This window comes from Pseudomonas vancouverensis, assembly GCF_004348895.1.
In the GTDB taxonomy this organism is placed as follows: domain Bacteria; phylum Pseudomonadota; class Gammaproteobacteria; order Pseudomonadales; family Pseudomonadaceae; genus Aquipseudomonas; species Aquipseudomonas vancouverensis.
The window spans coordinates 46,087-59,534 of the sequence record NZ_RRZK01000028.1 but is presented as its reverse complement, the minus strand read 5'-3'; the positions used below and the strand labels follow the sequence as shown (position 1 = coordinate 59,534).

The window sequence follows — 13,448 nt, the reverse complement described above, 5'->3', positions numbered from 1 at the left end:
ACAGCCGGCCTCAATCTCTCTTCGGTAACTCAATCACAAACCGCGTCCACCCGCATTCCGATTCGCAACGAATCTGTCCGCCGTGGGCGCGGATGATCGACTGGGTAATCGCCAACCCCAACCCTGCGTGCTCACTGCTGCCCTCACGTCGCGCCGGGTCGGCACGGTAGAAACGATCGAACAGGCGCGGCAACAGCTGCGGATCGATGCCGTGTCCCGAGTTCTCGACGCTCAGGCTCAGGCCGTCCGCTCGTTCCTGCATCCTGACCCGAACCTCACCTTCAGCCGGTGTAAAGCGCAGGGCATTGTCCAGCAGGTTGGACAGCGCTCGCCGCAACATGCTGCGGTCGCCCTCAATGCGCGCATTGCCCTCGCGGTTCAGTGTCACCTGCGCGTCTTCCGCCAGGGGCGCAAAAAACTCCAGCAACAGGTCCGCTTCCGCCGCCAGTTCCAGCGATTCGCGCTTGGGCATCAACAAGCCGTGATCGGATTTGGCCAGGTACAGCATGTCGTTGACCAGTTGCGCCATCCATTGCAGTTCTTCGAGGTTGCTGTGCAACGCTTCGCGGTAGTCCTCGAGGGGGCGAGGGCGGGTCAGGGTGACCTGAGTGTGGGTCAGCAGGTTTGACAGCGGCGTGCGCAGTTCATGGGCAATGTCGGCGGAGAAGGCCGATAGCCGTTGAAAAGAATCGTCGAGGCGGCCGAGCATGGCATTGAAGTTGTGAGCCATCTCCGCCAGTTCCGGCGGCATGTTTTCTTCGGGCAGTCGTGAGTTCAGCGATTGTGCGGAGACACCGCTGGCCAGCGCACTGATCCGCCGTAAAGGGCGCAACCCGCTGCGTGCCGACCAGGCGCCGAGCAGAGCGGTGGCCAGTGCCGACAGGCCCACGGTCAGCCAGATCAGATGCTGCATACGCTGCAGGAAGTGTTGGTGGTGGGTGATATCCAGCAGCAGGGTCAGCTGCGGTGAGTCGGCTTTTTCCGGGTACAACGGCGCACGCAAGACGCGGTAGTCGGTGCCGTCGTGGCTCAGTGTCGACAGGCCGGGTTGTTGTGGCAGTTGCTCTGGCAGCTGCGCCGAGCTGTCGAACCAGCGCTGCCCATCGCTGCCGCTGATGCGCAAGGACAGATCGGCCTGGCGAATGAGTTCATCGGGCAGTTTCACTTCGCGCTCATTCGACTGAAGCTCAGGCAGTGCCCGGCGCAAGGTCATCAACTTGCCGTCGAGCAATTGCTGATCAAGCTCAATGAAGTGCGCCTCGCTGGCGCGGCTGAACAACACCCCGGCAAACAGCGAAACCACCGCGGTGCAGGCGGCAAACAGCAGTGCCAGGCGACTGCTCAGGGATAACCGGTGCATCAGGCGGGGCGCTCTTCAAGCACGTAACCCATGCCGCGCACGGTGTGGATCAGTTTGTTGGGGAAATCATCATCGATTTTCAGGCGCAGACGGCGGATCGCCACTTCTATGACATTGGTGTCGCTGTCGAAATTCATGTCCCAGACCTGCGAGGCGATCAACGATTTGGGCAGCACTTCACCCTGGCGCCGCAGGAGCATTTCCAGCAGGGCGAACTCCTTGGCGGTCAGGTCGATGCGCTGGCCGCTGCGCTCGACGCGCCGGCGAATCAGGTCCAGACGCAGGTCGGCCAGTTGCAGGCTGGTTTCCTGGGGCGTACCACTGCCCCGGCGCAACAGGCTGCGCACCCGAGCGAGCAACTCGGAGAAGGCAAAGGGTTTGACCAGATAGTCGTCGGCACCCAGCTCAAGGCCGTGAACCCGGTCTTCCACGGCATCCCGCGCCGTGAGAAATAACACCGGCGTATCGAGACCGGCACTGCGCACCGCTTGCAGGATCTGCCAGCCACTGCGACCGGGCAGCATCACATCGAGGATCAGTAGGGCGTAATCGCCGCTGAGCGCCAGTTGCTGGCCGCTGCTGCCATCCGCCACCAGTTCCGTGTTGAACCCGGCCTCGGCCAGGCCCTGGCGCAGGTAATGGCCGGTTTTCGCTTGGTCTTCGACGATCAGCAGTTTCATGGGCGACTCTGGGTAAATGGAACGAACGCTTTATACCGTGGGCGGCCTTGATAGAGGCCAAGCTGACAAAGTTGTAATCTGGCTGTCAGGTTGCGGGCAGTGGCGACAGTTTAGAGTTTTTCCCACGCTGAGCCTTATCTTGTTGGAGTACGACAATGTTTTTACGCAAATCCCTGGTGCAGATCGCTTGTTTGCTGACGCTGAGCTCGCCGGTGTGGGCCGATGCCGGGCACACCTACGATTTCGGCCAACCCGCACCGGCCGCCAAGGCGACCCGCAGTGTGGAAGTGGTCATGGGCGACATGTCCTTCACGCCAAAGGCCATCGACGTCAAGGCCGGGGAGACCGTGCGTTTTGTGCTGGTGAACAAGGGCCAGTTGCTGCATGAGTTCAACCTGGGTGACGCGGCGATGCATGCCCGGCACCAGCAGGAAATGTTGCAGATGCAGCAGAGCGGCATGCTCACGCCTACCGGCATGAAATCCATGGATCATGGCGCCATGGCGGGCATGGACCACAGCAAGATGGATCACGGCATGAAGCATGACGACCCGAACAGCGTGCTGGTCGAACCGGGCAAAACCGCCGAGTTGACCTGGACCTTCAGCAAGGCGACCAACCTCGAATTCGCCTGCAACATCCCGGGGCACTATCAGGCTGGTATGGTCGGCAAACTGACGGTCAGTCAGTAAGCACTCAAAGACGCGAGCAAAGGCTGATAGAATCGGCTGATTCTTCAGTCAGGTTTCCGCCATGCATCCCGCAGCCGAACATTCGCCGCTGGGCAAGTCCAGCGAATACATTGCTACTTACACGCCATCGTTGCTGTTCCCGATTCCACGCACTGCCAAATGGGCCGAGTTGGGCCTGACGGCGGAAACCCTGCCTTACAAGGGTGTGGATTTCTGGAACTGCTTCGAGCTGTCCTGGTTGTTGCCGTCGGGCAAGCCAGTGGTGGCGATCGGCGAGTTCAGTATCCCGGCAGATTCGCCGAACATCATCGAATCGAAGTCGTTCAAGCTGTACCTCAACTCCCTGAACCAGACGCCGTTTGCCGACACCGCAAGCCTGGAGGCGACGCTGGTCAAGGACCTGTCGGCCGCCGCCGGCAAGCCGGTGGGCGTGCGTGTTCGCAGCCTCAAGGACGTCGAGGCCGAGGGTGTCGTGGCCTTGCCGGGCGTGTGCATCGATGATCTGGATATCAGCGTCAGCAACTACGAGCATCCGCGCCCGGAACTGCTGCGTTGCGATCCATCGCGCATCGTTGAGGAGAGCGTGCACAGCCACCTGCTCAAATCCAACTGCCCGGTGACCAGCCAGCCGGACTGGGGCAGCGTGACAGTGGAATACCGTGGCGCGGCGTTGGATCATGCAAGCCTGCTGGAGTACATCGTCAGCTTCCGCCAGCACTCGGACTTCCATGAGCAGTGTGTGGAGCGGATCTTCCTCGACCTGCAGCGCTTGCTGAAGCCGGAGAAACTGACGGTGTATGCGCGTTACGTGCGCCGTGGCGGGCTGGACATCAACCCGTATCGCAGCACCGAAGAAGCGCAATTGCCGAACCATCGCCTGGTCCGTCAATAAGCCGATCTTGTAGGAGCGAGCATGCTCGCGATGGCGGAGTGTCAGTCAACATTAATGTTGGATGTGCCGACCTCATCGTCGGATCGCCGCCCGGAGCAAGCTCGCTCCCACAAGGGGTTGCATGGCCCGATGTGCCAATGAAAAAGCCCTGCCATCGCTGGCAGGGCTTTTTCGTTTCAGGTGCTATCAGATGCCCATGCTGTGCAGGGCTTGGCCGATTTGGCGCAAGGTGCCGGCGAGGGTTGGGTGTTCGAGTTCGAAGCGTTCGACGGCCAGATTGACGTTATCGGCCAGGTTGACGTCCTTGGTTTTGGTTTCTAACTCAAGCTCGAGTTCGATTTGTTGCATAAGCGCATGCAGGTCTTCGCGCTCTGCTTCGGAGAGCGGAGGATTCTGTTCCAATTGCTCGCGCAGGGCATTGAGCTGTTCTTGCAGTTCGCGGGCAGGCATGGCGTTCTTCCTTTTATCGATAGGCACTGGCATAGACCGCAGCGACGGTCCAAAGGTCTATGGCTGACCTTTAGATTAATCCACTCGCGCGCAACCTGCTTGATCCCGGTCAGGGCTTTTCGCCCTTGAGGCGACGCAGGCTGATGTCTGCCAGGCAGGTATCGAGGTCACCAAGATGGTCGATGACCGAATGCACGCCCAGATTGAACAGTTGCAACGTAGCCTTTCCGCGTTTGATTTCCCGTTCCTGCTGGGTCAAGGCTTGCCATTCTTCAGGGGAAAGCCCGCACAGCGAGCCGCAGGACGCCAGGCCAATGGTCCACAATCCGGCGTTGAGGCCTGATTGCAGCAGCCGCGGTTCGCCGCTGACCAGCACACAGCCGTCCAGGCGTTCGACGTTCAAGGTCATCAGCGCTTGCCAGCAGGCGTTCGGTGCCGGCCATGGTTGATTGATTGTTGCTAGATGTTGCGACGGCTTGATCCAGTCCGGCAGGGCGACGGCCAGGGAGTGACTGACGGCAGGCGGGAGCTCATCGAGCCAGGCGCAGGGAATTTGCTGGCGCTGCAGGCTGTGCAGGCTGTCCAGCGCGCCGGGCGTGACGTCGGCATGCTCTACGGCATGCGCGCCTTGGCGGTGAGTGCGCGCGCCGAAATCCACCAGGCAGCCACTGAGTCCGAACAGTACTGCCGTCAGGCTGGGGGCGGTTTGGGGCAGAGCTTCGGCGCGTGGCATATCTACATCCCTGAAATAGCGTCGAGGCTAGCGAATCACGGTGACAGTTGAGTGACACGGATGTGAATGCCTCACAATTGGCGCGATTCCATACGAGTGTGATTCGTGCAATGTGCCTTAAACGGCGTTTACGTCTTATACTTGCCAGCTTGTTGAACGGCCTCCGTGCCCGTTCCAGTACCTACCAAGGAGTTTTTTTATGCGCTGGAGCAATCATCTAGCCAGGATTTGTGTATGCGCCAGCCTGCTGGTTCCGTTCGTTGCACAGGCGGCGACGGAAGAAGATCCTTGGGAGAGCGTCAACCGCCCGATTTTCAAATTCAACGATGTCATTGATACCTATGCCCTGAAACCTCTGGCCCAGGGCTACCAGTACGTGACGCCGCAGTTCGCCCAGGACGGCGTGCACAACTTCTTCCGCAACATCGGCGACGTGCGCAACCTCGCCAACGACCTGTTGCAGGCCAAGCCGCGCGCTGCGGGCGTTGACACTGCACGGATCATTTTCAACACCACCTTCGGCCTGTTGGGCCTGATTGACGTCGGCACCCACATGGGCCTGCAGCGCAACGACGAAGACTTCGGCCAGACCCTCGGCTACTGGGGTGTCGGCAGCGGTCCTTACGTGATGCTGCCGTTCCTTGGCCCGAGCACCCTGCGTGATGCGCCGTCGAAATATGTCGACTCCTTCACCGGCCCGTACCGCTATGAAGACGATGTGGCCGTGCGCAACTCGTTCTTCGCTCTGGATGTCGTTGACACCCGTGCCAACCTGCTGTCGAGCGAGAAGCTGATCACCGGCGACAAATACACCTTCATCCGCAATGCCTACTTGCAGAACCGCGAATTCAAGGTCAAGGACGGCAAGGTCGAGGACGATTTTTAATCTCGACCGATAAACTGAAAAGGCGACCCTCGGGTCGCCTTTTTCGTATTGAAAAGCGTTATCTCATCTTCAGGATTGTAAGGCCGAGTTTCTGGTTGCCCTGATCCTGCGCCTTCACCCAGACCACCTCGGTATCGGCCTCCAGGCCCTTGAGCGCCGCGTGGTCGGAATCGATACGGACATTGAGCCGGTCACCCACCTTGAACTGACGGGGTGCCTCAAGCTGCATGCCACTGCTGGAAAGGTCGATGCAGACGCCTTGCACCTCATCCCCCTCATGAATCAGCAACACATCGGCATCGACGCGCATGCGGATGAAATCGCGCTTTTCACTGTAGTCCCGACCGGTTTGACTCATGGGTTCGATCCTTCCATTGGGTTACGGATTTGCCTGTTCTTATAACTCCCGGTCATTTCACAAGTAAAGACGTCAAGCGACCATCGGCGTGAGCTTGAAACGCCCCGCGGATGGGAGTACCGTCTGCGCCTTAGAAGGGCACCTCTGGTGTACCTGTGTGTAGGGCGAATGCCCGAAAGCGGTGCAACAGAGAGGCTAGAAAGCGAATCCAGTAGTGAGAACCAGGTAAAAACCTGACCACTACGCCAACCTAATTCTGGCGCCGTTTGCCCACATGCCAAAAACCAGTGCCACGCTGCTGATAATCGATGATGACGAAGTAGTGCGCGCGAGCCTCGCCGCCTATTTGGAAGACAGTGGTTTCAGCGTCCTGCAGGCCAGCAACGGCCAGCAAGGTCTTCAGGTATTCGAGCAAGACAAGCCCGATCTGGTCATCTGCGATCTGCGCATGCCGCAGATGGGCGGACTCGAACTCATTCGCCAGGTGACCGAGCTGTCACCGCAGACACCGGTCATCGTAGTTTCCGGTGCCGGCGTGATGAACGATGCGGTCGAGGCGTTGCGCCTGGGCGCGGCGGACTACCTGATCAAGCCTCTCGAAGACCTGGCCGTGCTCGAGCACTCCGTGCGCCGGGCCCTGGATCGAGCGCGTCTGCTGCTGGAAAACCAGCGCTACCGCGAGAAGCTGGAAAAGGCCAACCGCGAGCTCGCCGCCAGCCTGAACCTGCTCCAGGAAGACCAGAACGCCGGTCGCCAGGTGCAGATGAACATGTTGCCGGGCAGTCCGTGGGCCATCGACGAGTTCAAGTTTGCTCACCAGATCATCCCGTCGTTGTACCTGTCGGGTGATTTTGTCGACTATTTTCGGGTCGACGAGCGCCGGGTCGCGTTTTACCTGGCGGATGTTTCCGGTCACGGCGCCTCTTCAGCCTTCGTGACCGTGCTGCTGAAATTCATGACCACGCGCCTGCTGTTCGAGTCCAAACGCAGCGGCACGTTGCCGGAATTCAAGCCATCGGAAGTCCTTGGTCATATCAACCGGGGGCTGATCAGTTGTAAGCTGGGTAAACACGTCACAATGGTCGGTGGAGTCATCGACGAGGAGACAGGTTTGTTGACCTATAGCATCGGTGGTCATTTGCCGTTGCCAGTGTTGTACACACCCGACAGTGTTCGTTATCTGGAAGGGCGTGGTCTGCCGGTGGGCCTCTTCAACGAAGCCACCTACGAAGATCACGTGCTGGAGCTGCCGCCGACCTTCAGCCTGACGCTGATGTCTGATGGCATTCTGGACCTTTTGCCAGAACCCACACTCAAAGAGAAAGAAGCGGCGTTGCCCCAACGGGTCAAGGCTGCGGGCGGCACCCTGGATGGGCTGCGGCAGGTTTTCGGATTGGCCACGCTAGGGGAGATGCCGGATGATATCGCCCTGTTGGTGTTGAGCAGGAATCTTTAATGAGTACCGGTAGAATCCAGTTCGCCGAGCAGGACGGCACCTTCGTCCTGAAGTTCGTCGGTGAAGTTCGCCTGACCCTGTGTTCGGCGTTGGATGCGACTATTGATCGGATCTTCACCGCGTTGAATTTCAACGCGATCGTGATCGACCTGACCGAAACCCGCAGCATCGACAGCACCACCCTTGGCCTGCTGGCCAAACTGTCGATCCTGTCGCGGCAGAAGGTCGGCCTGTTGCCGACCGTCGTCACCACCCACGAAGACATCACGCGGTTGCTGGAGTCCATGGGCTTCGAGCAGGTGTTCAACATCGTTGACCAGCCTGTGCCGTGCCCTGAGTGCCTGGACGACCTGCCTGATCAGGATCAGTCCGAGGAAGTGGTGCGGATCAAGGTGCTCGAAGCGCACAAGATCCTCATGGGCCTGAACGACTCCAACCGCGAAGCCTTCCACGACCTGGTAAATGCGCTCGAGCGGCATTGATCGCTGAACGCCTCGCCACAAGTAATCAGGTGCACACAAAAAAGGGCGAATCCACCAAGGTTCGCCCTTTTTGCATTGCGCTAACTCAAATCACAGCTTGGCTTGCAGCAGCGCCTCAAGCTTCTCCTGATCCCGCGCAAACTGACGAATGCCTTCCGCCAGCTTCTCGGTCGCCATCGCATCTTCGTTGGACAACCAGCGGAATTGCGACTCATTGAGGCTCAGGCGCGCTTCACCAGCGTGGCCTGGGGACAGTTTGCGTTCCAGCTTGCCGGTATCGGCCGCCAGTTTGTCGATCAGGTCCGGGCTGATGGTCAGGCGATCGCAGCCGGCCAGTTGCTCGATCTGCCCCAGGTTACGGAAGCTCGCACCCATGACCACGGTCTTGTAGTCATTGGCCTTGTAGTAGTTGTAGATGCGCGTCACCGACTGCACGCCCGGATCATCGGCGCCGGTGTAGTCGTTGCCGTTGGCTTTCTTGTACCAGTCGTAGATACGGCCCACGAACGGCGAAATCAGGAATACCCCGGCGTCGGCACAGGCAGCGGCCTGGGCGAACGAGAACAGCAGGGTCAGGTTGGTCTGGATGCCTTCCTTCTCGAGGATCTCGGCGGCGCGGATGCCTTCCCAGGTGGAGGCGATCTTGATCAATACGCGGTCACGGCCGATGCCGGCTTTGTCGTACAGCTCGATCAGGCGATGGGCACGCTTGAGCATGGCGTCGCTGTCGAACGACAGGCGCGCATCGACTTCGGTAGAAATACGCCCCGGAATCACTTTGAGGATTTCCTGACCCACGGCAACGCCAAAACGGTCGCTGGCCAGGCCCACGTCGCCCTTGCAGTCGCGCACGCTGGCGTTGAGCAGCTCGGCATACGCAGGGATGGCGGCGGCCTTGAGCAACAGGGAAGGGTTGGTGGTGGCGTCCACGGGTTTGACGCGAGCGATAGCTTCGAAGTCGCCGGTGTCGGCAACCACGGTGGTCATCTGTTTGAGTTGTTCCAGCTTGGAAGTCATGGGCGTGCTCTGTCCTATGGGTCTGAAGACATTACCCGAGCGCTGACAGCCACTCAAGGGCGCGTGCGTGTATCGACGGCCCCTGGGGCAACAACCTGAAAACGGCTGTTTGAAAGGCGGGGCTTGGTGGTGAAAAAGCTATCGAAGAATACGATGCCCAAATGCCCCGCAGGTTCAATGCGACTGACCGTCAGCGCCCTTCAAGCAAGGCCGCTGCCTGATCCAGCAACGCCAGCGGGTCCTTCGCCTTGTGAATATCCACCGACAACAGCTGGCGGAACTTGCGCGCCCCCGGAAACCCGGTGCCCAGGCCCAGGACATGGCGGGTGATATGGTGCATCGAACCACCGGCATCAATGTGCGCGGCGATATAAGGCCGCAATTGCGCCAGCGCCTCGGCACGGCTGATCACCGGCGCCGTGCTGCCGAACAACTGCTGATCCACCTCAGCCATCACATAGGGGTTGTGATACGCCTCACGGCCCAGCATCACACCGTCGAACGTCTGCAGATGCTCGTGGCAGGCCTCCAGCGACTTGATCCCGCCGTTGAGAATGATCTCCAGCTCCGGAAAATCTGCCTTCAACTGCGCCGCCACGTCATACCGCAGGGGCGGAATGTCACGGTTCTCTTTCGGCGACAGACCTTCCAGAATCGCAATCCGCGCATGCACGGTAAAACTGGTGCAGCCGGCATCGCGCACCGTGCCAACGAAATCACACAGTTCTTCATAGCTGTCGCGCCCATTGATGCCGATCCGATGCTTGACCGTCACCGGAATGGACACCGCATCACGCATCGCCTTCACACAATCAGCCACCAACTGCGGATGCCCCATCAGGCACGCACCAATCATATTGTTCTGCACCCGATCACTCGGGCAGCCAACATTCAGGTTCACCTCGTCATACCCATGCTCCTGCGCCATACGCGCACAGGCCGCCAGATCCAGCGGCACACTGCCACCCAGCTGCAACGCCAACGGGTGCTCAGCCTCGTTATGACGCAGGAAACGCTCGTGATCACCGTTGAGCAAGGCACCGGTGGTGACCATTTCGGTGTAGAGCAGGGCGTTTTTCGAGAGTAGGCGCAGGAAGAACCGGCAGTGGCGGTCTGTCCAATCCATCATCGGAGCAACGGAAAAACGACGCGAGAGCGGGGCGGGTGTGGCGGTGGTGATGGACATGGGGGATCTGGAATCGGTGAGGCTGGGAGGTGGGGGAGTTTATCAGGGTTGGGGCTATGAGGTTTGCCCGAGCTTATGGAAGGTGCTCGGTGAGCCTGTAGAGCAAGGGATAAGCGGATCTGAACGACCAGAGCTCCGCTTTCCATGGCGAGTTAAACGATGAACCTGACCTCACCGCTATCAAGACGATAAACCCCGCCTACGATCTTCAATCGCTTCTGCTCCACCGCTTCTTTCAACAGATCCGATGACTTCAGAAGATTTGCAGCGGTATCCATGACGTTTTGCGTGATAGCGTTTTCCAGCAAATCACCCGGCTTCTCGAGAACCTTACGTACCGACGGCTCAAGGGCTGTCGCCAGGCTCTGGATCTGGCCCGGAAACACGGCGTTTTCCTTGACCGACTTGACTCCGGCGGCAACCGCGCCGCAGCGTTCATGCCCCAGTACCACCAGCAGCGGCGTGCCCAAGACGGCGACCGCGTATTCGAGGCTGGCCAGGCCGTCGGTGGTCATGAAGTTGCCGGCGACTCGCACGGCAAATAGATCTCCTCGTCCCGTATCGAAGGCATATTCAGGCGCAATTCGTGAGTCGGCGCAGCTCAATACTGCTGCGAATGGATTTTGCCCTTCGACGAGGGCTGCACGTTCCGGAAGGAAGTTTTGCCGCTGGGTTACGCCCTGGATGTAGCGGGTGTTGCCGGCAATCAGCCGCTCTAGCGCCTGATCAGGGGTGATCGCGTTTTGTGGTTTTGGTGGCGCGGCGACCGGTGCGGCGTGAGCGGGTTTGACGGACACGATACCCGACAGGGCTGCTGCACCGATTCCGATGCCTGCCAGACGCAGAAAGCTGCGGCGGCCATTGAAAGACGGAGGCGTGGGTGATTCCGGGTTTGAACACATGGCAAAGGGCCTGTTGGCAGTTATTGAAAAATGCCGCGCATGTTCAAAGTGTTTGGGTGCCAATGGCCAAGCTAAATACGTAACCAGTTTTTGTTGGCGCGTATTCATGGGGGATTTCAATTGTTTCGGGAGGTGAAAGTGGCGTGTTCAGTGAGTTCAACGGTTCAACGCCAGAGCTGAACCCAAGCTGTCGTGCCGATAAGTTTCATGATGTTTCGCCCCCGCGACGCCTAGGATAAACACACAAAAGATCATCTCCCCGCGCCTCAACTCCACAGGAAGTCAAAAATGATCGCTAACCTCGTCAAAGTTTCGCTGGTGGCCGCTGCTGTGTTGTTGAGCGCCTGTTCGGGTTCGGGCGTGAGCGCCCGCAACGATTACTCCGTTGATTCCGTGGCGCCGGCCGGTTTTGGTCCGGGGCCGACGAACAGTGGCAAGCAGATGAATTTCCACGGTAACGCGTTGGGCAACAGCTTTGGCGAGTACGGTTCCGGGTTGCTGCACGACGACTGATGCGCGAGCGGTATAAAAAAGGGCGTCCCTCGGGACGCCCTTTTTTGTGCGCGAAATTCGCTACTTCGCTTCCGGCACCGCCAGCCATTGGCGCAGGATTTTCTGGTAGCTGCCGTTGGCCTTGGCCAGGTGCAGCCATTGATCGACGTAGAGCTTCCAGGTGATGTCGTCGCGGGGCAGCAGGTAGGCTTTTTCGCCGTATTGCAGGGCGTGCGTCGGGTTGACGGCGCACAGGCCCGGTTTGAGTTTCTGCTGGTACAGCGCTTCGGAAGCGTCGGTGATCATCACGTCGGCTTTTTTATCGAGCAGCTCCTGGAAGATGCTGATGTTGTCGCGCAGCTGCAATTGCGCCTGGGGCAGGTAGGCATGGACGAACGCTTCGTTGGTGCCACCGGCAGGTTCAACCACGCGCACCGCGGGCTGGTTGATCTGTTCGACGGTCTGGTACAGCGCCTGGTCTTCGCAGCGCACCAGGGGAATCTTGCCGTCGACGTCCAGCATCGTGCTGAAGAAGGCTTTTTTCTGGCGTTCGAGGGTCACCGAGATGCCGCCCATGGCGATGTCGCACTGGCCGGCGAGCATGTCGGGCATCAGGGTTTTCCAGGTGGTGGGCACCCATTCGACCTTGACGCCGAGGCTCTCGGCCAGGGAGCGGGCCATGGCGACGTCGATGCCGGCGTATTCGCCGTTTTCCGATTTGATCGTGTAGGGCTTGTAGTCACCGGTGGTGCAAACGCGCAGCTGACCCGCTTGCATGACACTGTCCAGGTGCGAAGGGTCTGCCTGGGCGCCGCAGGCGAGGGTGAGCAAGCCGCCGAGCATCATTGCTCTGTTGATGTTCTTCATTGTTATCAGGCTTATGTGCAGAGGTGGTGGTGAAGGAAGGCAGTGTAGTGAAACATTCACTGATTTGAGAAATGAGTATTGCTTTCACCCACTCTTTTCACTTCCTTCAGAACCACATCCTCACCCCAAGCACCAGGCGGGCTTCGCTGGAATCTTCGCCTTCTTCGGCAATGTAATCGGCGGTGTTGCCAAACGCGCGGTTCCAGCTCACGCCAACGTATGGCGCGAACTCCCGGCGGATTTCGTAACGCAGGCGCAGGCCCGCTTCGATGTTCGACAGCCCGGCGCCGATGCCGCGCTGCGGGTCGTTGTTGGCGTAAGCATTGAGTTCTGCGCTGGGTTGCAGGATCAGCCGTTGGCTCAGCAGGATGTCGTAGTCGCCTTGCAGTCGCAGCGCACTCTGGCCGGCTTCGCTAATGAAGGCCGTGGCTTCGGCTTCGAAGTTGTACAGCGCCATGCCCTGCACGCCGAACGCGGCCCAGGTTTGTGGAGCGCCGGGTTTGAAGTCTTGGCGTACGCCGCCGACCAGGTCCCACCAAGGGGAAATGGCGTGGCCCCACAACGCCTGGATTTCCGCGTCTTCGGTCACGCCGTTGCTGCGCTCACCCTCGGAGCGCAGCCACAGGCGATCAATGTCGCCGCCGATCCAGCCGGACAGGTCCCAGGCCAGGGTGCTGCCATCGTCGGCGTCCTGCCATTCGAGTTTGTCGGCGAGGAAAAAGCTGTTGAGTGCGGTGTCGTGCACGCGATGGCCAGTGGGGTCGACGTAGACGGCGGCGCGATCGGCGGCGGTCGGCAGCGGGATCGGCGTGCGGCTTTCCCTCGGCGCGGTGGCAGGCATCTGGCCGTGGCTCATCTGACTGTGATCCATGCCTTGCATCTGGCCATGATTCATCTGGCCGTGGTCCATGGCTGGCATGTCATCAGTGGCGGCCAGCGTGGTCGAGGCCATCAACGCTGCAATAAAAGGGCTCAATCGAATCATGCTCTGCACC

Annotated in this window: 16 protein-coding genes; 6 read left to right on the top strand and 10 right to left on the bottom strand. The window is 59.7% G+C overall.

What is annotated here, in order from left to right; genetic code table 11:
• Positions 1 to 10: 10 nt before the first annotated feature.
• A complete protein-coding gene (locus EIY72_RS19395; RefSeq protein WP_093217792.1) occupies positions 11 to 1,360 on the bottom strand; it encodes a heavy metal sensor histidine kinase in 1,350 nt (449 codons plus the stop codon).
• Complete coding sequence (locus EIY72_RS19390; RefSeq protein WP_093217796.1) at positions 1,360 to 2,040, bottom strand: heavy metal response regulator transcription factor; 681 nt, start codon at positions 2,038 to 2,040, stop codon at positions 1,360 to 1,362. Before EIY72_RS19390 ends, EIY72_RS19395 begins: the two co-directional genes overlap by 1 nt.
• 155 nt (positions 2,041 to 2,195) lie before the next feature.
• Here EIY72_RS19390 and copI point away from each other — a divergent pair, with 155 nt between their 5' ends.
• Both copI and queF read left to right on the top strand, forming a co-directional pair.
• Positions 2,196 to 2,732 (top strand): copper-resistant cuproprotein CopI, encoded by a 537-nt coding sequence (copI, locus tag EIY72_RS19385; RefSeq protein ID WP_093217798.1) that lies wholly within the window; start codon positions 2,196 to 2,198, stop codon positions 2,730 to 2,732.
• A 61-nt stretch (positions 2,733 to 2,793) separates the two neighbouring features.
• The gene (queF, locus tag EIY72_RS19380; RefSeq protein ID WP_093217801.1) at positions 2,794 to 3,624 is read left to right on the top strand and encodes an NADPH-dependent 7-cyano-7-deazaguanine reductase QueF; all 831 of its coding nucleotides are present in this window, start codon (positions 2,794 to 2,796) and stop codon (positions 3,622 to 3,624) included.
• Between the two features lie 186 nt (positions 3,625 to 3,810).
• On the opposite strand, the gene EIY72_RS19375 is transcribed toward queF, so the two are convergent.
• Positions 3,811 to 4,074: a DUF4404 family protein gene (locus EIY72_RS19375; RefSeq protein ID WP_093217804.1), complete on the bottom strand. Its 264-nt coding sequence runs from the start codon at positions 4,072 to 4,074 to the stop codon at positions 3,811 to 3,813.
• A gap of 109 nt (positions 4,075 to 4,183) precedes the next feature.
• Complete coding sequence (gene pcrP / locus EIY72_RS19370; protein WP_093217807.1) at positions 4,184 to 4,807, bottom strand: HAD superfamily inactivated hydrolase PcrP; 624 nt, start codon at positions 4,805 to 4,807, stop codon at positions 4,184 to 4,186.
• 199 nt (positions 4,808 to 5,006) lie between these two features.
• On the opposite strand from pcrP, the gene EIY72_RS19365 reads away from it, so the two are divergent.
• Positions 5,007 to 5,693: an MlaA family lipoprotein gene (locus EIY72_RS19365; protein ID WP_093217809.1), complete on the top strand. Its 687-nt coding sequence runs from the start codon at positions 5,007 to 5,009 to the stop codon at positions 5,691 to 5,693.
• A gap of 58 nt (positions 5,694 to 5,751) precedes the next feature.
• Here EIY72_RS19365 and EIY72_RS19360 read toward each other — a convergent pair whose 3' ends face one another.
• Positions 5,752 to 6,051: a PilZ domain-containing protein gene (locus tag EIY72_RS19360; protein WP_093217811.1), complete on the bottom strand. Its 300-nt coding sequence runs from the start codon at positions 6,049 to 6,051 to the stop codon at positions 5,752 to 5,754.
• 274 nt (positions 6,052 to 6,325) lie between these two features.
• Here EIY72_RS19360 and rssB point away from each other — a divergent pair, with 274 nt between their 5' ends.
• Together rssB and rssC are read left to right on the top strand one after the other, a co-directional pair.
• Positions 6,326 to 7,507 (top strand): two-component system response regulator RssB, encoded by a 1,182-nt coding sequence (gene rssB / locus EIY72_RS19355; RefSeq protein ID WP_093217814.1) that lies wholly within the window; start codon positions 6,326 to 6,328, stop codon positions 7,505 to 7,507.
• Positions 7,507 to 7,989, top strand: coding sequence for an anti-sigma factor antagonist RssC (rssC, locus tag EIY72_RS19350; protein WP_046026968.1), 483 nt, complete (start codon positions 7,507 to 7,509; stop codon positions 7,987 to 7,989). Before rssB ends, rssC begins: the two co-directional genes overlap by 1 nt.
• Positions 7,990 to 8,079: 90 nt before the next feature.
• Here rssC and tal read toward each other — a convergent pair whose 3' ends face one another.
• The 3 genes from tal to EIY72_RS19335 all read right to left on the bottom strand — a co-directional run bounded on the left by tal (position 8,080) and on the right by EIY72_RS19335 (position 11,094).
• Positions 8,080 to 9,006, bottom strand: coding sequence for a transaldolase (tal, locus tag EIY72_RS19345; RefSeq protein WP_093217817.1), 927 nt, complete (start codon positions 9,004 to 9,006; stop codon positions 8,080 to 8,082).
• Between the two features lie 190 nt (positions 9,007 to 9,196).
• Positions 9,197 to 10,192: a tRNA dihydrouridine(20/20a) synthase DusA gene (gene dusA, locus EIY72_RS19340; protein ID WP_093217820.1), complete on the bottom strand. Its 996-nt coding sequence runs from the start codon at positions 10,190 to 10,192 to the stop codon at positions 9,197 to 9,199.
• Between the two features lie 152 nt (positions 10,193 to 10,344).
• Complete coding sequence (locus EIY72_RS19335) at positions 10,345 to 11,094, bottom strand: carbonic anhydrase (protein WP_093217823.1); 750 nt, start codon at positions 11,092 to 11,094, stop codon at positions 10,345 to 10,347.
• A 288-nt stretch (positions 11,095 to 11,382) separates the two neighbouring features.
• Between EIY72_RS19335 and EIY72_RS19330 the strand changes: the two genes are divergently transcribed.
• The gene (locus EIY72_RS19330; protein ID WP_093217826.1) at positions 11,383 to 11,607 is read left to right on the top strand and encodes a hypothetical protein; all 225 of its coding nucleotides are present in this window, start codon (positions 11,383 to 11,385) and stop codon (positions 11,605 to 11,607) included.
• Between the two features lie 60 nt (positions 11,608 to 11,667).
• On the opposite strand, the gene EIY72_RS19325 is transcribed toward EIY72_RS19330, so the two are convergent.
• Both EIY72_RS19325 and EIY72_RS19320 read right to left on the bottom strand, forming a co-directional pair.
• A complete protein-coding gene (locus EIY72_RS19325; protein WP_093230378.1) occupies positions 11,668 to 12,429 on the bottom strand; it encodes a transporter substrate-binding domain-containing protein in 762 nt (253 codons plus the stop codon).
• Between the two features lie 130 nt (positions 12,430 to 12,559).
• Positions 12,560 to 13,438 (bottom strand): copper resistance protein B, encoded by an 879-nt coding sequence (locus EIY72_RS19320; protein WP_093217828.1) that lies wholly within the window; start codon positions 13,436 to 13,438, stop codon positions 12,560 to 12,562.
• Between the last annotated feature and the right edge of the window lie 10 nt (positions 13,439 to 13,448).

What these genes read in the sequence shown, in the direction of transcription:
- rssC (WP_046026968.1), top strand. Translation starts at nt 7,507, where the DNA reads ATGAGTACCGGTAGAATCCAGTTCGCCGAGCAGGACGGCACCTTCGTC.
- tal (WP_093217817.1), bottom strand. Translation starts at nt 9,006, where the DNA reads ATGACTTCCAAGCTGGAACAACTCAAACAGATGACCACCGTGGTTGCC.
- EIY72_RS19330 (WP_093217826.1), top strand. Translation starts at nt 11,383, where the DNA reads ATGATCGCTAACCTCGTCAAAGTTTCGCTGGTGGCCGCTGCTGTGTTG.
- EIY72_RS19360 (WP_093217811.1), bottom strand. Translation starts at nt 6,051, where the DNA reads ATGAGTCAAACCGGTCGGGACTACAGTGAAAAGCGCGATTTCATCCGC.
- EIY72_RS19335 (WP_093217823.1), bottom strand. Translation starts at nt 11,094, where the DNA reads ATGTGTTCAAACCCGGAATCACCCACGCCTCCGTCTTTCAATGGCCGC.
- EIY72_RS19395 (WP_093217792.1), bottom strand. Translation starts at nt 1,360, where the DNA reads ATGCACCGGTTATCCCTGAGCAGTCGCCTGGCACTGCTGTTTGCCGCC.
- EIY72_RS19325 (WP_093230378.1), bottom strand. Translation starts at nt 12,429, where the DNA reads ATGCTCGGCGGCTTGCTCACCCTCGCCTGCGGCGCCCAGGCAGACCCT.
- rssB (WP_093217814.1), top strand. Translation starts at nt 6,326, where the DNA reads ATGCCAAAAACCAGTGCCACGCTGCTGATAATCGATGATGACGAAGTA.
- EIY72_RS19320 (WP_093217828.1), bottom strand. Translation starts at nt 13,438, where the DNA reads ATGATTCGATTGAGCCCTTTTATTGCAGCGTTGATGGCCTCGACCACG.
- EIY72_RS19375 (WP_093217804.1), bottom strand. Translation starts at nt 4,074, where the DNA reads ATGCCTGCCCGCGAACTGCAAGAACAGCTCAATGCCCTGCGCGAGCAA.
- dusA (WP_093217820.1), bottom strand. Translation starts at nt 10,192, where the DNA reads ATGTCCATCACCACCGCCACACCCGCCCCGCTCTCGCGTCGTTTTTCC.
- EIY72_RS19390 (WP_093217796.1), bottom strand. Translation starts at nt 2,040, where the DNA reads ATGAAACTGCTGATCGTCGAAGACCAAGCGAAAACCGGCCATTACCTG.
- queF (WP_093217801.1), top strand. Translation starts at nt 2,794, where the DNA reads ATGCATCCCGCAGCCGAACATTCGCCGCTGGGCAAGTCCAGCGAATAC.
- EIY72_RS19365 (WP_093217809.1), top strand. Translation starts at nt 5,007, where the DNA reads ATGCGCTGGAGCAATCATCTAGCCAGGATTTGTGTATGCGCCAGCCTG.
- pcrP (WP_093217807.1), bottom strand. Translation starts at nt 4,807, where the DNA reads ATGCCACGCGCCGAAGCTCTGCCCCAAACCGCCCCCAGCCTGACGGCA.
- copI (WP_093217798.1), top strand. Translation starts at nt 2,196, where the DNA reads ATGTTTTTACGCAAATCCCTGGTGCAGATCGCTTGTTTGCTGACGCTG.